The sequence below is a fragment of the Actinomyces sp. oral taxon 169 genome (assembly GCF_013394715.1).
Classification (GTDB): Bacteria; Actinomycetota; Actinomycetes; order Actinomycetales; family Actinomycetaceae; genus Actinomyces.
In genome coordinates this window covers 790,790-807,587 of the sequence record NZ_CP058259.1, presented here as the reverse complement: position 1 = coordinate 807,587, position 16,798 = coordinate 790,790, and the positions used below count along the sequence as shown (strand labels likewise).

13 protein-coding genes are annotated in these 16,798 nt (G+C 68.8%); 4 read left to right on the top strand and 9 right to left on the bottom strand.

The window, feature by feature from the left end; genetic code table 11:
• Nucleotides 1-432: 432 nt before the first annotated feature.
• From HW274_RS03440 to HW274_RS03415, 6 genes are all read right to left on the bottom strand, one after another.
• Nucleotides 433-1,548, bottom strand: coding sequence for a 5-methylcytosine restriction system specificity protein McrC (locus tag HW274_RS03440; protein WP_185989171.1), 1,116 nt, complete (start codon nt 1,546-1,548; stop codon nt 433-435).
• Nucleotides 1,545-2,993: an McrB family protein gene (locus HW274_RS03435; RefSeq protein WP_185989170.1), complete on the bottom strand. Its 1,449-nt coding sequence runs from the start codon at nt 2,991-2,993 to the stop codon at nt 1,545-1,547. Before HW274_RS03435 ends, HW274_RS03440 begins: the two co-directional genes overlap by 4 nt.
• A 429-nt stretch (nt 2,994-3,422) precedes the next feature.
• On the bottom strand, nt 3,423-4,232 hold the full coding sequence (locus tag HW274_RS03430) for a class I SAM-dependent methyltransferase (protein ID WP_075254185.1): 810 nt from the start codon (nt 4,230-4,232) through the stop codon (nt 3,423-3,425).
• 99 nt (nt 4,233-4,331) lie between these two features.
• A complete protein-coding gene (locus HW274_RS03425; protein WP_256692471.1) occupies nt 4,332-5,111 on the bottom strand; it encodes a S9 family peptidase in 780 nt (259 codons plus the stop codon).
• Nucleotides 5,112-5,199: 88 nt separating this feature from the next.
• Nucleotides 5,200-5,979 carry a carboxymuconolactone decarboxylase family protein gene (locus HW274_RS03420; RefSeq protein WP_075254187.1) on the bottom strand — a complete coding sequence of 260 codons (780 nt, stop codon included), beginning with the start codon at nt 5,977-5,979 and terminating at the stop codon, nt 5,200-5,202.
• Nucleotides 5,980-6,160: 181 nt separating this feature from the next.
• Nucleotides 6,161-8,671: a glycoside hydrolase family 3 protein gene (locus HW274_RS03415; protein ID WP_178385004.1), complete on the bottom strand. Its 2,511-nt coding sequence runs from the start codon at nt 8,669-8,671 to the stop codon at nt 6,161-6,163.
• A gap of 174 nt (nt 8,672-8,845) precedes the next feature.
• Between HW274_RS03415 and HW274_RS03410 the strand changes: the two genes are divergently transcribed.
• A complete protein-coding gene (locus tag HW274_RS03410) occupies nt 8,846-9,850 on the top strand; it encodes an alpha/beta hydrolase fold domain-containing protein (protein ID WP_075254188.1) in 1,005 nt (334 codons plus the stop codon).
• A 77-nt stretch (nt 9,851-9,927) separates the two neighbouring features.
• Here HW274_RS03410 and HW274_RS03405 read toward each other — a convergent pair whose 3' ends face one another.
• The 3 genes from HW274_RS03405 to HW274_RS03395 form a co-directional block, all read right to left on the bottom strand.
• Complete coding sequence (locus HW274_RS03405) at nt 9,928-11,190, bottom strand: ATP-binding protein (RefSeq protein ID WP_075254189.1); 1,263 nt, start codon at nt 11,188-11,190, stop codon at nt 9,928-9,930.
• Between the two features lie 217 nt (nt 11,191-11,407).
• Complete coding sequence (locus HW274_RS03400; protein ID WP_075254190.1) at nt 11,408-12,088, bottom strand: response regulator transcription factor; 681 nt, start codon at nt 12,086-12,088, stop codon at nt 11,408-11,410.
• Nucleotides 12,085-13,221 (bottom strand): sensor histidine kinase, encoded by a 1,137-nt coding sequence (locus HW274_RS03395; protein WP_075254191.1) that lies wholly within the window; start codon nt 13,219-13,221, stop codon nt 12,085-12,087. Before HW274_RS03395 ends, HW274_RS03400 begins: the two co-directional genes overlap by 4 nt.
• 195 nt (nt 13,222-13,416) lie before the next feature.
• On the opposite strand from HW274_RS03395, the gene HW274_RS03390 reads away from it, so the two are divergent.
• From HW274_RS03390 to HW274_RS03380, 3 genes are read left to right on the top strand one after another with little or no spacing between them, the layout of a single operon-like run.
• Nucleotides 13,417-14,400, top strand: coding sequence for an ABC transporter ATP-binding protein (locus HW274_RS03390; protein ID WP_075254192.1), 984 nt, complete (start codon nt 13,417-13,419; stop codon nt 14,398-14,400).
• A gap of 1 nt (nt 14,401) precedes the next feature.
• On the top strand, nt 14,402-15,544 hold the full coding sequence (locus HW274_RS03385; RefSeq protein ID WP_075254193.1) for an ABC transporter permease: 1,143 nt from the start codon (nt 14,402-14,404) through the stop codon (nt 15,542-15,544).
• A complete protein-coding gene (locus HW274_RS03380; RefSeq protein ID WP_256692472.1) occupies nt 15,531-16,715 on the top strand; it encodes an ABC transporter permease in 1,185 nt (394 codons plus the stop codon). Before HW274_RS03385 ends, HW274_RS03380 begins: the two co-directional genes overlap by 14 nt.
• The last annotated feature ends 83 nt before the right edge of the window (nt 16,716-16,798 follow it).

Below are 16,798 nucleotides of genomic sequence, written 5' to 3'. Positions count from 1 at the left end.
TGCGGACTTCTGCGCGTCGTCCTGTCGGCTTGGACACGGCCCTCATCTCCTCCCGGCTCCTTCCTCCCCGGCAAGGACATGACTGTTCCGGGAGAAGATGCCATGGGAGGCATCACCCATCATGCCAACGGGCGCCAGCAGCCCTTCTCGGACTCCACAACACGGGGATTCCGCGGCAAGACAGTCGCCCTTGTGGACACCGGCGTCGTCGGTACCCATCCCGTGCCTTTCAGTCGCCAACACGCGGTGACGGCCGGGGGCATTCCACGCGGCCGGGGACGTTCGACGCCGTCGGGGACCGGATTCCTGTCCCCCTACGCGCAGCTTGTCCCCGGCCGGGAAAAAGTGCACCCCCACGGGCAGGATGTCCCCGGCCGAGGGAAGGATGCGATGTGGACAGTGCGGAACGGCGCGCTCGCGACTCGCGAGTGGTCAGGTTGGCGCGAACAGGGCGGCGACGTCGTCGAGCTGTGCGGCGATCTCGGTGAAGTCCTGGTCCAGGTCGAGGGTGCGCACGTGGAAGCGGTGCCCGGTCTCGATCCAGGTCTCGCGCATCGGCGGATCGACGGCGGTCTGGGCATAGAGCAGCATGCCGGCAACCTCACGCCCGGACTGCCGGGGGTCGCTGGCCTCGTGCATGACGTAGCTGTAGATCTGGTTGCGGTTGGCCGGGGACAGGATCGACCTGTCGTAGCGGGAGCCGAGGATGCGCCCGTAGCACTTGGTGTCGATGATGAGGGTCCGCTCCGGCCCGGTCAGGACAATATCGGTGTGCAGCCCCGGGAGGAAGACCGGGGCGTCCTCGATGCCGCCGCTCACCCAGGGAGCACCGGGGCGCAAGTGGGGGTGGTGGCGGCGGAAGTAGGCCAGGACGAAGCGCTCGTACAGGGCGCTCAGCTCCTGGGGGTCGAGGAAGTCGGCGAGGCTGACTGCGCCGTCTGCGCCGCTGAGCAGCCGCTCGTTCAGGACGAGTCGGCACACGCCCATGAGCAGCCGGTAGGAGCGGTGACCGCGGTGGAAGCGCAGGCTGTCCCAGTGCAGCTGGCGCAGGTCCCCAGCGCTCATCACCTCGACGTCACCCATGACGAGCAGTGTGGACTTCAGGCGCTTCCGACGGGCCGGGGCGATGTCGCCGTGCAGGATCAGGCGCAGGGCGGCGGTCTTGAGGAGCCGGTTCATGAGGGTGTTCTCGGTGCGCTCGTCGTAGCCGCAGCGCACCAGGCTCCTGCGACGCGCCCTCAGGCGCATCGTGGCGGCCGGGTCGATGCGTCCCCGCACCACCGTCAGGTCCTCGCTGAAGGGCTGATAGTCCCGCTCGAAACCGCGTCGGCGCTGGTTGTCCAGCCCACCGGCCAGGATGGCGGCGAGCATGTCGTGGACATGCTCGAAGTCCTCGGCCGCCAGGCGCCGATGCTCGCCAGTATCCAGCGCCTTGAAGGCGTAGGCGAGCATGTAGTAGATGTTCCTGAGCAGGACGGTACTGGGACCACGCTGGTGCGGTCGGCCGGGAGCCCCGTCCCGCGCCCAGCCAGGCAGGGCGGCTGTCATACCAGGACGCTCTCCAACTCGTGAATGCTCTCATCCATCGCTGCGGGATTGTCGAACCAGTACTCACGCACCAGTGGCTCCAGCTCGTAGCGCACCACCGAGGTCACATCAGCATCCGTGCCCACAGGGTTCTCAGGGCCGGCCGCAGGCAGGCACAGGTAGGAGTGTCCGATCTGGAACCCCGGCCCGAGGGCCTCGTCCTCGGCGATCCGCTGGTTGAGGCGGCGTACGACGTCGACCAGCGCCTCCAGCCTCGCGCTGCCCACGGCCTCAACGTGCCTGAGGAACCCGGGGTGGTCGAGGGCTGGCCTCATCTCGAAGAAGGCGAAACGGCGCCGTAGCGCGTAGTCGATGAGGGCCAGTCCCCGGTCGGCAGTGTTCATCATGCCGATGATGTGGAGCCGCTTCGGGACGGACAGCAGCTCCCCGGACACGGGCAGGCGCAGCGTCTCCCCACGGTGCTCGGCCTCGATGAGCATGAGCAGCTCGCCGAAGGCCTTGGAGATGTTGGCCCGGTTGATCTCGTCGATGATGAACACGTAGTCCCGTCCCGGGTCGGCGGCGGCACGCCGGCAGAACCTGGCGAAGACGCCCTCGGCGGCCGCGAACCCGCCCTCGACCGTAGGGCGCAGCCCGACGACGACATCCTCATAGGCGGTCGACTGGTGGAACTGCACCACCTCCACCCGCGAGTCATCCGTCTGTCCCATGAGAGCGTAGGCCAGGCGCTTGGCCGCGAAGGTCTTCCCCGTGCCCGGAGCGCCCTGGAGGATGAGGTTCTTCTTGCGGCGCAGTAGCCCGAGCATCTGCTCCAGGTCCTCGGGCCTGAGAAAGACCTCGTCCAGGAAGTCGGCACTGGTGTAATGCTCATCCGCCTCATCGAGATCGTTGTTCCCGGACCGCTCGTCCACGGACGAGGGAGAGTGCGAGTCCTCGATTCCGATCAGTGCGTTAAGCTGGTCCGGTGTGTACTTCGTGTTCTCTGTGAGGCGTTGCAGCATCAGTCTGCCGATCCGCTGCTCGAGCGGCCAGGAACCGACATACGTCCACTCGATGTCGCGCACGCAGCGGTAGGCGGGCCGGGCGCCGTCGTAACGGAACTGCGAGCGGACGATGCCGCGCCCGATGATCTCGGTGGGACTGCGCCGGGCATAGACGACGTCGCCGGGACGCATCGTGCGGGTGATGTCCCGGATCATGCCCGCCGCGCCTGTCGGCCTGCCTCCCCAGTCCCCGTAGCCGGCCTCCAGCGCCTCGATGACGGCTTCCTCGTTCGGGTAGCTGGTGGGGTCGCCGATCCGATCCCAGTTGAGCGCCATGATCCCGGCCGTTCGAAACTCCTCCCACTTCCCGGCGCCCTCGCCCGGGACGTAGAGCCAGTAGCCGCGCTCCTGCTCCTCGGCCGTCTGAGCATCCTTATCCGACGCCGTCATCGGCTCACTCATGATTCCTCCTCGTCGCCCGTGCCCGCAGCGCTGCGGGCACGTCCAGGGGGAATAGTAGTGCCGGCTCACCCCATCGGTACCAGCCGGGTACGTGCACCTCCGGGTCTGGACATCCGATGCCGTCGGGGACATTCCACACGGCCGGGTGCGTGTCCTTCCGGCCGGGGACGTTTCCGTGCGGCCGGGGGCGTTCGACGCCGTCGGGGACCGGATTCCTGTCCCCCAACGCGCAGGGTGTCCCCGACCGGGAGGGAATGCACCCCCGCGCGCAGGATGTCCCCGTCGAGATCGGCCGCCCAGTCCTCGTGTCGGTCCAGTGCCGACCAGTGCCAGGCCAGCGCCGGTCCAGCGCAGATCAGTGCCAGACCGGCACCAGCCAGGTCCTTACCCAACGCCCGGCCCAGCACCGGCCCAGCGTCCATCCAGCGCTCAGGCCGGCTCCCGCAGTACCACGATGCGCTCGGAGAGTCTGCCCACCAGCGGCAGCCGCGTCAGGGGCGCGAGCAGGGGGTGGTAGCGCGCGATGGTGCGGGTGAAGGGGACGTCGTGGAGCAGCGTGTAGCCGGGGGCCACCGTCCGGCGGAACTCGGCGGCGCTGGAGCATCCGTAGGTGTAGCGCGCACCTGCGTCCTCCACTGAGCGCTCCCGGCCGTACTTCTGGAACAGGCGGGGCATGACCTCGATGAGGACGGTCGCCCCGGGCAGGCGCGCAGCGATGATGTCCAGGAGCGCGCGCACCTCCTCCTGCTCGAGGTACATGCTCAGTCCCTCGATGATGACAAGCACGTCGCGGCTCATGTCCTCCAGCTGGTCGGGCCAGGAAGGGTCGAGGGCGGAGGCGGCAATGGTGCGGTGACGCTCGCCGCCCTCGAGCAGCCGGCGTCGCAGCGCGATGACGTCGGGCAGGTCGAGGTCGTACCAGGTGACGCGCTCATCGTCGAGGCGCTGGAAGCGGGTGTCGAGCCCACAGGCGATGTTGACCACCGTGCAGCCGGGGTGGGTGTCCAGGTACCCGGCCACGAGCGGATCGAGTGTGAGGGTGCGCAGCACGACGCCGTCGGCCATGAGCCGGTCCTGCTTGGCCATGGTGAAGTCGTAGTCGAGCCGGGAGACGAGCTCGACGGCGGCGGGGTCGGTGAAGCGCGGCCGCTCGGAGAGCGTGTGCTCAGCCCTGGCGTGGAGGGTCAACAGCATCGTCTTGCTGACACTGGTCAGGTCTGCTGTCTCGTGTGCGCTCACGCGGTCAATTCTGCGACGCCTGCGGCTCAAGGAACCACCCCTGTCAGAAAAACGGACTGCGCCGCCCGTTCCCGCTGTCCGCCGCGCGGCTCAGTCCTCTCAGTCCTCCTCGAGGACCCCGTTCCAGGCCAGGAAGCCGATCGTGCGGCGCATGGCCTCCTCCCAGTTGGCGTCGCCGAAGCCGTGGGCGGCGCCGGGGATGGTGACGAGCTCTGCGTCGGGGGTGGCGCTCGCGGCGGCTCGGGAGACCTCGATGGGCACGGCGCGGTCCTGGTCCCCGTGGACGATGAGGACGGGGCGGCGGTAGGTGGCCAGCTCGGCCCCGACCTCCAGGTTCCAGCCGTCGACGGCGTAGGCGCGCCCCAGGCGGGTGCCCGCCCAGTCGAACTCCTCGGGCACGGCCGCCAGCGTGCGGAAGGCGGTGCGCAGGTTCTCCCCCAGCCGCAGAGCCGGGTACCACAGGGCCAGGGCAGTGATCCGCTGCGGGTGACGGGCGGCCGCGAGTGCTGCGACCGCCCCACCCAGGCTCAGCCCGAACAGGGCGACCCGGGAGGCGTCGACCTCCGGCCAGGCGCAGGCGGCAGTGAGGACGGCTTCAAGGTCAGCCAGCTCGGTGAGGGCCGACATCGCGGTGGTCTCGCCCTGGCTGGCGCTGCCGCCGCCCCCGCGGAAGTCGAAGCAGATGGCCACGGCCCCGGCCGCGGCGAAGCGCCGGGCCATGGGGGCGACGCGGGTGTGGGAGCCCTCCATGCCATGGCAGCAGATGACCAGGGGCGCGGGGGTCGACGACGCCGTGCGCGGGACGTAGGCCAGTCCCCCGAGCCTCTGCCCCTGGACGGTGAGGGTGACCTGCCGTGAGAGGTAGGGCTGCGTCGTCACGTGTTCTCCTTGCTGTGCGGGGCCGGCAACGAGAACCGGCCCGGCGGCCATCGTAGACGGGCCGCGGGGCCGGTGAGGACGCGCAGCCTCAGCGGTAGGCCTCTGCGGAGGCGCTCTCGTCGTAGCGAGCCACGAGGACCAGGCCGGACAGGGCGTAGGGGCCTCCGATATAGGGCATGACCTGCACCAGGGCGGCGGCCACCTTCTGGCGGGAGGAGCCGGCCCGGATCGCCCCAGCCACATGCGGGCGCAGCTGGGTGGAGGCGCCGATGGCGGCGATGGCGACAAGGCTGATGAGCTCGCGCTGGGCGACGTCGAGGCCGCCGCGGGTGGCGAAGTCGCCGAAGGCGGAGGAGGTCAGCAGATGGGGTACGAACTCGTCGAAGGGCTCGGGCAGGGCGGAGAAGACCTCCTTGACTTCGTTACCGTACAGCGGGGCTTGGATGACGGCGCCGGCCTGCTCGCGGGCGCTGGGGTCGGTGGCATCCACGGTGCCGGCGTTCTCCAGGGGCAGAGAGATGCCATTGGCCTCGAAGACCCCGTTGGCGATGTCGATGGCGTTGAGGGTCTTGGGGAAGCCGATGTAGGGGGCGCACTGATAGATGGTCTCGCGCAGCTGGAGCGGGCTGGCTCCGATGTTGAGGGCGGCTCCCACGTGGGCCTGCAGCTGTGGGAGGGTCTGCATGGCGGTCAGGGCGGTGATGGTGAGCAGCTCGCGCTCGACGTCGGTGAGGACACCCGTGGAGAAGGCCTCGTCGAAGATCCCGTTCTGGAGGATGTCGAACAGCTCGGGGTCCGTGGGGTGGGGCTGGGGCTCCACCCCGAACAGCCTGGTGAAGGTCTCACGTGCTTGAGGTGTCAGCGCCATGGAGGGGCTCCTTATTCAGTGCGGGCGGCTCAACCCGAGCATGTCACGTCCACCGCCCGAACGATAGGTTCTTTCACTCACCCCCATCGGCTTTCGACGCGCCGTGCCCACGGATGCCGACTGCACCGATCCCGCCCGGCTCCTCGCCGGAGCGCCGGCCGGCCTCAACACCCGCGAGCAGTCACTGCTCGGAGCCTGCGAGTCTCCAGGCCGCACGGATGACGCGAGCGGCCTGCTTCTCGAGCTCGCTCCGCGTCAGGAACGCGCCCCCGTCTTCCGGCGCGGTCCGGTCACCCGCCCCATGGCCTGCACTCCCCCGCTCCAGGGCCACCAGTAGATCCTCCCGGTCCGCCTCACCTCCGGGCATGAAGAGCTCGTTGCCTGCCTTGATGGTGGCGGCCGCAGAGGCACGCGGGTGCTTCATGTCGCTGTGGGTCATGCCGTCGACGACCCAGTCAGTCATGACCAGTCCATCGAAGCCCCACTCCCGGCGCAGAATCACCTCGAGCAGCTGGGCCGACTCGGAGGTGTGGACGCCGTTGATGAGGTTGTAGGAGGTCATGACGGCGGCGGGGCGGGCCTGGCGCACGCAGATCTCGAAGGCGCGCAGGTAGAGGTCGCGCAGGGCTCTGGGGCTGACCCGGCTGTTGGAGTTGAGGCGGTTGGTCTCCTGGTTGTTGCAGGCCAGGTGCTTGATGGTGACGCCCCGCCCCGGGTGGGACTGGACCCCGCGGGTGATGGCGGCGGCGAGGCGTCCGGCCAGCAGCGGGTCCTCGGAGAGGTACTCGAAGTTGCGTCCGCACAGGACGCTGCGGTGCAGGTTGAAGGCGGGGGCGAGCCAGAGGTGGATGCCGAAGCGCTCCATCTCGGCCCCGACGACGTCGCCGAGCCGCTCGGCCAGCGCCGGGTTCCAGGACTGGGCGAGCGCGGTGCCGATGGGAATGGCGGTGGTGTACTGCTCGCGGATCTCGGTGAGTTCGCGGGGCTGTGGCTCATCGGCGATGCCGAGGGCCTCACGTCCGGCGTCGTCCATGAGCTCGAGGAAGGTGGCGGGCAGGCTGGAGTCGCCCAGGGAGAAGGGGCCCTCGGCGTCGACGCCGTAGGTGGGGGCCAGGCGCAAGCCGGCGGGCCCGTCGGCCATGATGATGCTGGGCAGGCCGGGGATCCGGGTGGTGGTCTGGCCCGCCGCGCCGACGACGGTGGTGGAGGCGGCCCCGACGATGGAGCCGGACTCCTCGCCGCGGCGGTAGTCGCCCAGGACGGTGTAGATGAGCTCGTCGTCGGACAACTCCTGGGCCAGGGCGAGGGCCTCACTGAGGTCCTCCGGCACGGAACCCTCATCGGTCTCGGCGTGGTCCGGCAGACGCAGGTCGGCCGGGTTGACGGTGAGCACCGGCAGGCCGGCCGGGATGTCGAAGGACGCCGGAGCCTCGGGCTTCCAGTCGGTGAAGCCGGGCTCCCCCAGGTCACCGGCCAGATGTCGCACGGTTGCATCCTGGGAGAGCTCGACGACGGCGACGGGGCTCAGCTGCCGGCTGGAGGTCCCCGCCCGCAACAGGTAGCGGCCGGCCTCCAGGATCGTGGCATGGGAAGCCTCGTCGTAGGAGGCCAGGTCAGTCAGGTCGACGTCGACGGTGATCCGTGCCGTGGCGCCGGGGGCGATCTCGTTGGTCTTGGTGAAGCCGGCCAGCGCCTGGAGGGGCTGGTCGAGGCGTCCGGCCGGCACGCTGGCGTAGACCTGAATGATCTCCTTGCCCGGGTAGCCGCCGGTGTTGGTGACGTCGACGTCGATGCTCACGCGGGCGCCGTCGAGGCTCGCCTGGCGGGTCTGGACGTCGAAGGTCGTGTAGCCCAGGCCGAATCCGAAGGGGAGGAGCGGTTCCTTGCCGGTCGAGTCGTAGAAGCGGTAGCCGACGTAGATGCCCTCGCGGTAGTGGGTGTCGTCCGGGTCGCCGAAGTCGCCGATCTGGTCGTCCTCGTCCCAGGCGGCCCAGGTGGTGGCGAGCTTCCCGGAGGGGTAGGTCCGCCCCAGGAGGACGTCGGCGAAGGCGTCGCCGACGGTCGCGCCAAGCTGGGAGAGCAGGAGAATGTTGGCAACGTCGTCGAGCGGCCTGAGGTCGACGACGCCGCCCACGTTGAGCACGAGGAGGAAGCGCTCGAAGCGCTCGTTGAGGGCGAGGATGTCACGGATCTCTGTGTTGGTGAGACTGAGGTCTCCGGCCTCGGGGGTGCGGTCGCTGCCTTCCCCGGAGGTTCGGGACAGGACGTAGACGGCCGCGTGCGGGTCTGTACCGGCCGGGATATCGAGGGGGATCGCGTACTCCGGCTCGGGCATGACCGAGCCCATGCCGACCATGATGGCGGGGAGGCCGCGCTCGGCGGCCTCGGCCCTGATGTCGGCGATGAAGTCCTCATGGGCCCGCAGACGGATACGGTCGTAGGCCTCCAGCCAGGGCCGGGTGACGATGGTGAAGCCGGCTGCTTCCAGGCCCTCCTCGATGGTGGTGACGTGGCGGGAGTTGACGTCTCCGCTGCCGGTTCCGCCCTTGACGGTGTGCCGCGCACCGGAGCCGAACAGGGCGATCTCGCCCGGCTCGGTCAGAGGGAAGGCGCCATTGGAGCGCAGCAGCACCATGCACTCAGGGGCGAGAGCGCGGACGGCGGCCAGGTGGTCGGTCTCGTAGGCTTCCATATCGCAATCTCCTCTTGTCATGCCGACGGCAGCGCCACGTGCCGGCCTCCGCACTGAGTGAACGATCTGGATTCACCCCATCATCGCGGCGTTCTGATGCCTACGATAACGGAGCAGACACGGATCCGGAGATGTTGTCGGAGAGCGCTCGGGGCCCTGCGGAGTGGAGGAATCATGAAGGCACCCAAAAGACTCAGCGGGAGCAGGATCGCCGTCGGCGTGGCCAGCGTCGGCCTGACGGTAGGGGCCTTCAGCCTGTACTCCCGCAAGCGCTATGGCCGCTCAGCCGCGGCGAGCCTGGCGGAGTACGGCACCCGGCCGGCCAAGGCGCTGGCGGCCCGCATTCCGATGACCGAGCGGATCGCGCGTCTGGCCGACCGCCCCGAGCCTGCCCGCACCGTCACCTTCCCGGCCTGGGGGCGCTTCTTCTACGACCTGGAGCGGCGCGAGGACTCCGGCATGCCGGTCTATCACGTCCGCCCGCGGACGCCGTCGAATACCGTCATCGTCCATCTTCACGGCGGCGGCTACATCGCGACGGCGGTCTCGGCGCACGCCTGGCTGCTCGACCATCTGGCCCGCAGGACGGGGGCCGACGTCGTCATGCCGCTCTACCCGCTGACGCCCCACCACACCTGGCAGGAGGCGCACCGGCTGGTGCTGGACCTCTATCGGCGCACGGTCGCGGAGAACCCGGGTAAGCGGATCATCCTCATGGGGGACAGCGCGGGCGGGGGCCTGGCGGCGGTCATCGCCCTTTCCCTGGCCGAGGCCGGCGACACCCAGCCCGACGAGCTCGTTCTCATCTCGCCCTGGGTCGACATCACCAACACCAACCCGGATATCGCCGACTACGTCGACGCCGACCCGCTCATGGTTCCCGAGCCTCTCGCCGAGATCGGTCGCTCCTGGGCAGGCGATACCCCATTGACCGATTGGCACCTCTCACCCATCTACGGCGACCTGTCGGGCCTGAAGAAGGTGACGACCTTCGTGGGGACAAGGGAGATCTTCTTGCCGGACAATGCGCTCTTCCATGCCAAGCTCCTGGAGGCGGGCGTTGACTCGACGCTGCACGTCGGCGAGAACCTCAACCACGCCTATCCGATGTTCCCCACTCCCGAGGGCCGCCGGGCACGCCGCGACCTCGTCCGCCTCGTCACCGGCGAGCTCGCCTGACCCATCCATGCCCCCTCATAACCGCCGCTGGCGGTAAAAAGTACGGCGGCAATCGTCGTCACATGACAGTGCGGCGATCAGGGACTCAACGCCTTGAGAGGGAAGGTCACAGCGCCATCGGGAAGCATCATCGTGGGACCATCCGCAGTAACAACAGCCCTGAACTGTGGGAGAGGCGTCCGCGCCGTGTCGACATTTCCCACGAACGCCGCCAACGAGGACTGAGCCGCAGGAATCTGCCTCTGTCCTAGCTTGACCTCGAAGGCGGCCCACCGTCCGTCATCGAGCTCGACAACAACGTCCGCCTCTCTGCCTGACTTATCCCGGAAATGATAGATGCGACCACCCAGTACCTCAGCGAAGACCCTCAGGTGCTGCACCACCAACGACTCGAACCATAACCCGGCAGTCTCCAGATCCTGCATCAAACGCTCCGGCGAGGTCGCGGTCACTGCCGCAGCCAGCGCGGGATCAACGAAGTGCAGTTTCGACGACGTCCGCACCGCATAGCGAGACCTCACATGAGGAGCCCAGGCCGGCTGCTCCTCGACGACGAACAGGCGCTTGAGGGCGTTCACGTAAGCAATCGCCGTCTCTCCGGACAACGATTGTCCGGAGACATCCTTCGCGATGGTGGCGAAAGAGGCTTCCGTCGAAATATGCCGGGCGAGAGACCGTATGAGGGCACGCATCCTCAAGGGGTCCCGGCGCGGCTCACCATCGAGACGGCCGATGTCGATACTGATGATGTCGTCGATATAGTCCCGCAGATGACGTTGTGCCTGAGAAGTCGTCAGATCACGATCCCCGGGCCACCCTCCGTGGACCAGCTCGTCAAGGACCTCGGCCACGCTTGTTCCCGAGACCAGCACAGGTTCGGGAGCCTGACCATCGAACAGTCCCGCAAGCGAGACGCTTCCATCGCCGAGACCGCGCTCAAACAGGGTCATCGGACGCATACGGATTCGTGATACCCGATGTGCGCCTGAGTGGCGGGCAGCATCCTCAACCGGGACGGAGGATCCGGTCAGGAGGAACTGACCCGGACGCTGACGTGAGTCGATCTCTCGACGCACCAGATTCCACAAGGAGGGCTCGATCTGCCACTCATCAATAAGACGCGGGGCCTCCCCGGCCAGAATCAGGGACGGATCGACCTCCAGGGCCGCGCGCAGCTGCGGCAGCCCTGAGTCGAGGGCCACCTCGGAGGAGGCGTGCCGGCGACCGGTCATGGTCTTGCCACAGGCCCGCACTCCCTCGAGGAGGACGCCTCCCGAGTAGCCGAGCGAGTCCTGGACGACGTGGTCGACAACCCGCGGCAGATAGCCGTTCTGACCCACCAGTTCTTCAGCCTCTCTTGCAGGATCCGGCCTCGATCCGGATGTTGGCGCCATTCTAATCCCCCATGTGGTGCCCATCCAGTCCGGCATGTGGCGCCGTTTCGATCCGGCATGTGGCGTTTACTGACCAGGTGAACACGAACTGGCTCGCTCACCGGAGACACGTCACCGACGGTGAAGAACTCATCCAGGTCAAGACCGCGCGTCTTGGCCCGTCTCACCCGGCCTGTGCGGAGCGGTAGTACATGACCGCGACCTGGGTGCGGTTGCGCAGGCCGAGCTTGGCCAGGATCGCGCTGATGTGGTTGCGCACCGTGCCCTCGCTCATGAACAGCCGCGTCGCGGCCTCGGCGTTGTCCAGTCCCTCGGCCACGGCCTCGACGACCTCGTACTCGCGGTCGGTCAGGGCCGCGAAAGCCGTGCTCCGCAGGTCCTTGGCGGAAGCCGCCGGGCCCTCCTCGGCCGGCCCCCGCCCTCCGGCGGGTCCGCCGAGGCCCATGGTGGTGCTGCGTTCGAGCACCTCCCCCTCCAGGACGCAGACCCCGGCCATGACGGAGCGCAGCGCCGGGGCGACCTGGGCGACGTCCTGCTTGATGAGGTAGCCGCGCGCCCCCATCCTGAGGGCCCGCACGATGTACTCGTCGTCGGAGAAGGTGGTCAGGAAGACGATGCGCGCCCCGGCGTCCTCGGCCAGGATCCGCTCGGCCGCACTGAGCCCGTCCCCGCCGGGCATCTGGATGTCCATGAGGAGGATGTCGGGGGTCAGCTCCCGGTAGCGCTCGGTGGCCTCGGGCCCTGAGCAGCCCAGGCCGACGACCTCGACGTCGTCCTCGACCGACAGGATCGTGGACAGGGACTGGGCGACGAGTGCGTCGTCGTCGACGATGAGGACTCTCATGATGCTCCTTGTGTGCCTTGTCCGTCCTTGGGAATCGTGGCGAAGACCGTGAACCGTGGCCGCGAGGTGATCCGCACCCGGCCGCCCAGGGCCTCGACCCGCTCCGTCATGGAGCGCAGGCCCAGGCCCGAGCCGCCGCGGCCAACGGCGACCGGCTCTCCCTCGGCGGGGACGATGCCGTCATTGTCAACAGTCACCTGCCAGAACGCAGGGTAGTCGGTGACGGCCACGCGGGCCGAGCGGGCCCCACCGTGGCGGGCGGCGTTGGTCAGGGCCTCGCGCACCACGGCGACGACGCAGCGCGCCACCGTCGCAGGCGGCTCGACCTCGGTGGAGCAGTCCACGCTCACCGAGTCGATGCCGCAGCGCGAGCCCAGCAGGTTGAGGGAGGTGGCCAGCTCCTCGCCGTCGTCGGACAGGGCGTGGACGGAGCGGCGCATGGAGTCCAGGGCCTCATCGAGGCCACCGTCCAGCGTGTCCAGGTCGGCGACGACATCGGGCTCCTCGCGGTGGACGACCTGGAGGGCCTTGACCTGCAGCAGGAGGCGGGTGAGGAGGTGGCCGACGCCGTCGTGGATCTCGCGGGCGATGCGGGTGCGCTCGGCCAGGGCGGCAGCGCGCAGCTCGTAGTCCTGGGCCTGAAGCAGCTGAGCGTTCGTGTCCTGCAGGGTGAGGACCTTCTCGCGCAGGTCGTCGCGCACCACGTGCAGGCTCCTCCGCGCCGCCTCCTCCTGGACGGTGCGCAGCGCCAGGAGGACCGCGAGCGCACAGAACACCAGGGCCAGGGCCAGCACGGGAGTGTCCCGAACCCGGGCGGCAACGGCGGCCACGAAGGGAATGCAGGCGGCTGCCGCCGCCATTCGCGCACGCCGGGTTCCGAGCGCACCGAGGCGGGCCAGGACGTAGACGACCAGCGGCGCCCCGGTCACGGAGTCCGTCGAGAGGGCTCCCACCAGGAGATAGGCGGCCGGCGCGGCGATCCCCCACTGTCGCTGGTCGGCGCTCATGCTCAGGCCGGCGATGGTCACGGCCGCGATCAGCCAGATCACGGCCGCCGTCTTCACCTGCCCCACGAGCAGGACCAGCAGGAGGCAACCGCACAGCAGCACGCCCTTGTCGACCAGAACCTTCACCCCTCGATTATCGGTCGATGGCCGGCGCTCGTGGGCCCGGCATGCCGTTGGCGGACGCGCTGCGGCTTCTCAATGACAGAAGTCATGGGGGCCCGGCCGCAGTCATGACACCAGGCACTTCTGGCCGTCCTCGCGCCCCGGGACCATGGATGCCATGAGCCGGGGACCACCGGCGGAACAAAGGAAGGAGCCGAGATGGACGGCGAGGATGAGAACCACGAGGCGAGCTTGGCGGTGGAGGTCGACTCCCTGGTCAAGCGCTATGGGGAGCTGGTCGCGGTGGACGGACTGTCTCTGACGATCCCGCGCGGTCAGGTGCTGGGGCTGCTCGGCCCCAACGGCTCGGGCAAGACGACGACGATCAGCTGCATCCTTCAGCTGCTCACCTACGACAAGGGCTCGATCCGCGTCTTCGGTGAGCCGATGACGCCCACCTCCTACGGTCTCAAGCGTCGCATCGGCGTGGTGCCTCAGGATGTCGCCGTCTTCGATGAGCTCACGGTGGCGGAGAACGTCAACGCCTTCTGCGCCCTCTACGTGCGCGACCGCGCCGAGAGGCGCCGCCTGGTGGCCGAGGCGATCGCCTTCGTCGGCCTGGAGAAGTTCGTGAGGTTCAAGCCCAAGAAGCTCTCCGGCGGCCTGCTGCGACGCCTCAACATCGCCTGCGGCATCGCCCACGGCCCCGACCTCATCTTCCTCGATGAGCCCACAGTCGCCGTCGACCCGCAGAGCCGGGGCGCCATCCTCGAGGGCATCAAGCGTCTCAACGAGCGCGGTGCCACCGTCATCTACACGAGCCACTACATGGAGGAGGTGGAGCAGCTGTGCGACCGGATCGTCATTATGGACCGCGGCCGTCAGGTGGCCTCCGGTACCTCCGACGAGCTCAAGGCCATGATCGGCACCGGTGAGCGCATCCGGGTGGAGGTCGTCGACCCCGCCCCGCTGGGCGAGGAGGCCCTGGAGGGCCTGCGCCGCCTGGAGCATGTGCGCACGGCCGCCTACCTGGACGGTGAGGTGCTCATCGAGTGCTCCCCCGGGGCTCACAACCTCACCGATGTCATGAGGGCGCTGGATGCCGCGGGGGCGACCTGCGGCCGGGTGACCTCCGAGCCCCCGACCCTCAACGACGTCTTCCTGGAGATCACCGGGCGGGCCCTGCGAGACGAGGCGGCCTGAGATGTTGACCGTCTTCCTGTATCAAGTACTCAGGCTCTTGCGAGACCGGGTCCTGCTCGTGTGGACGCTCGGCTTCCCCGTCGTCCTGTCCCTCATCTTCATGGCGATGTTCTCCAACCTGGACAAGGTCTACGAGGCCACCCCCATGAGCTTCGGCGTCGTCCAGGACGAGGCCTACCGGGCCGCTCCGGGGCTGGACGCCGTCGTGGAGCGCATCTCCGCCGACGACGCCGATCATCACCTCATCACGAAGGTCACCCACTCCACGACCGCGCAGGCCGAGACCGCCGCGAAGCGGGGAGAGACCAACGGGTACCTCGCCGTCGAGGGCGACCAGCCCGTGCTGCACGTGACTCAGCAGGGCAACGAGGCCGAGACGACTCGGGTGCTGCGAGTAGTCATGGACTCCTACACCCAGAGGCGGGCCGAGTACGTGGCCCTGGCCAAGGCGGGGGCGGCTCCCGAGAAGCTGGCCGCGCTGGAGACCGATCAGGCCTTCACCCGCTCGATCTCGGTGACGCCCTCCCCGGTCAAGCCCCAGACCCACTACTACTTCGCGCTGCTGGCCTTCGCCTGCGGCATGGGGACGACCGTGGCCACGGTGGCCGTGAAGGGAATCATGGCCGTCTCACCGGTGGGCGCCCGGCAGACCCTGGCGGGCCTGCACCGCTGGAAGGTCCTGACGGCCACGCTCGCGGCCTCCTGGGTGTGCGTGTTCGTCTGCCTGCTCGTCGCTTTCGCCTTCATGGCCTCGGTCGTGGGTATGGACTTCGGGCCCCATGTGCTGCTGTGCCTCGTGGCGATCGGGGTGTGCAGCCTCATGGCGAGCGCGGTGGGCGCCGCCCTGGGGACGCTGGCCCGCCTGGAAATCGGGATGATCTCGGGCTTCACGTCTCTGCTGTCCTTGTTCACCGGCCTGTACGGGCCCGCATCCCAGTCCCTGGCCCGCTCCGTCGAGCAGCACGCACCGCTGCTGGCGCAGGCCAATCCCCTGTGGCAGACGGCCCGCTGCTTCTACGGGCTCCTGTACTACGACTCTCTGGCGCCCTTCGCCCGCAGCTGCGCAGTCCTGCTGGGCATGACGTGCCTGTTCCTGACCATCGCCCTGATCCGCGCCAGGAGGATGACCCATGAGCACCTTTAAGACATGTGTGAGAGTTGTGGCCGCTCACCGGCTGTACATCCTCATCTACCTGGTGGTGCTGAGCCTGTTCGGTCTGTTCACCGGGATGGCCAAGTCCGAGGACAGCTCAGACGAGGTCACGGTCGCCACGGCGAGTGTGGCCGTCATCGACCGCGACGGCTCCACGATCTCCCGCGGGGTCAAGGGCTATGTCGAGTCCGTCGGTGAGGCTCAGCCGCTTGAGGACTCCAGGCAGGCCCTCCAGGACGCCACCGCGCAGAACCGCATCAGCTACATCCTCATCATTCCCGCCGGTTACGGGCAGAGGCTGCAGCAGGCGGCTCGCGAGGGCACCGAGCCGCCCCGCATGGACACGGTCATCGGGTATGAGTCGGCGTCCGGCGCGCTCATGAATGTGCGCACCGACTCCTACGTGGGGCAGGTCAGCGACTACCTGTCGACCACCACGGACGACCCGGCCCGGGCCGTGGCACTTGCCAAGGAGACGATGAACCACTCCGCCCCCGCGAAACGGATCACCCCGGACGCCACGCCCCTGTCCCACAGCTTCGTCACCTACGCCAGGTTCTCCTTCTACCCGCTCATGGCCTTCGCGGTCGTCACGATCTCCACGCTGATGGCGGCGCTGGGGCGCCGGGCGGTGCGCGCACGCCTCGAGGCCACCCCGGTCAGCGGCACTTCCCGCAGCCTTGGGCTGCTGGGCGCGTGCCTCGTGGTGGGGCTCGCCGGGTGGCTGTGGGTCTTCGGGCTGGGAGTGGCGACCTTCGGCCTGGGCAGCGTGGCGACGTCGGCTCCGCTTCTGGGGGTGGTCGCTGCGGCCGTGGGCAGCTACACGCTCGTGGCGGTCTCGATCGGATTCCTCATGGGGCAGATAGGTCTGGGACAGCACGCGGCCAACGCGGTCGCCAACATCGGCGGCATGGCCCTGTCCTTCCTGGGTGGGGCGTGGGTGCCCATCGAGGGGTTGCCCGACTCGCTCGCCCGGGCGGCGAGGCTCACGCCCGGCTACTGGGCGGACCGAGCGATCTCCGGGGCGTACGAGGCGACCTCCATGTCCGCCGCCGTCATTGGGCGCCTGCTGGTGGACTGCGGGATCTGCGCCCTGTTCGCCGTCGCGGTCTTCTCCGTCGCCGTGGCCGTGGGGCGCGCCCGAGCCCGGTCAGCGCTGTAGGACACAGGGGCGCGGAGCACCCGCCAATACGACGTTGGGGCCGGTCACCACCTGGTGGCCGGCCCCAACGTCACGTTGCGCGG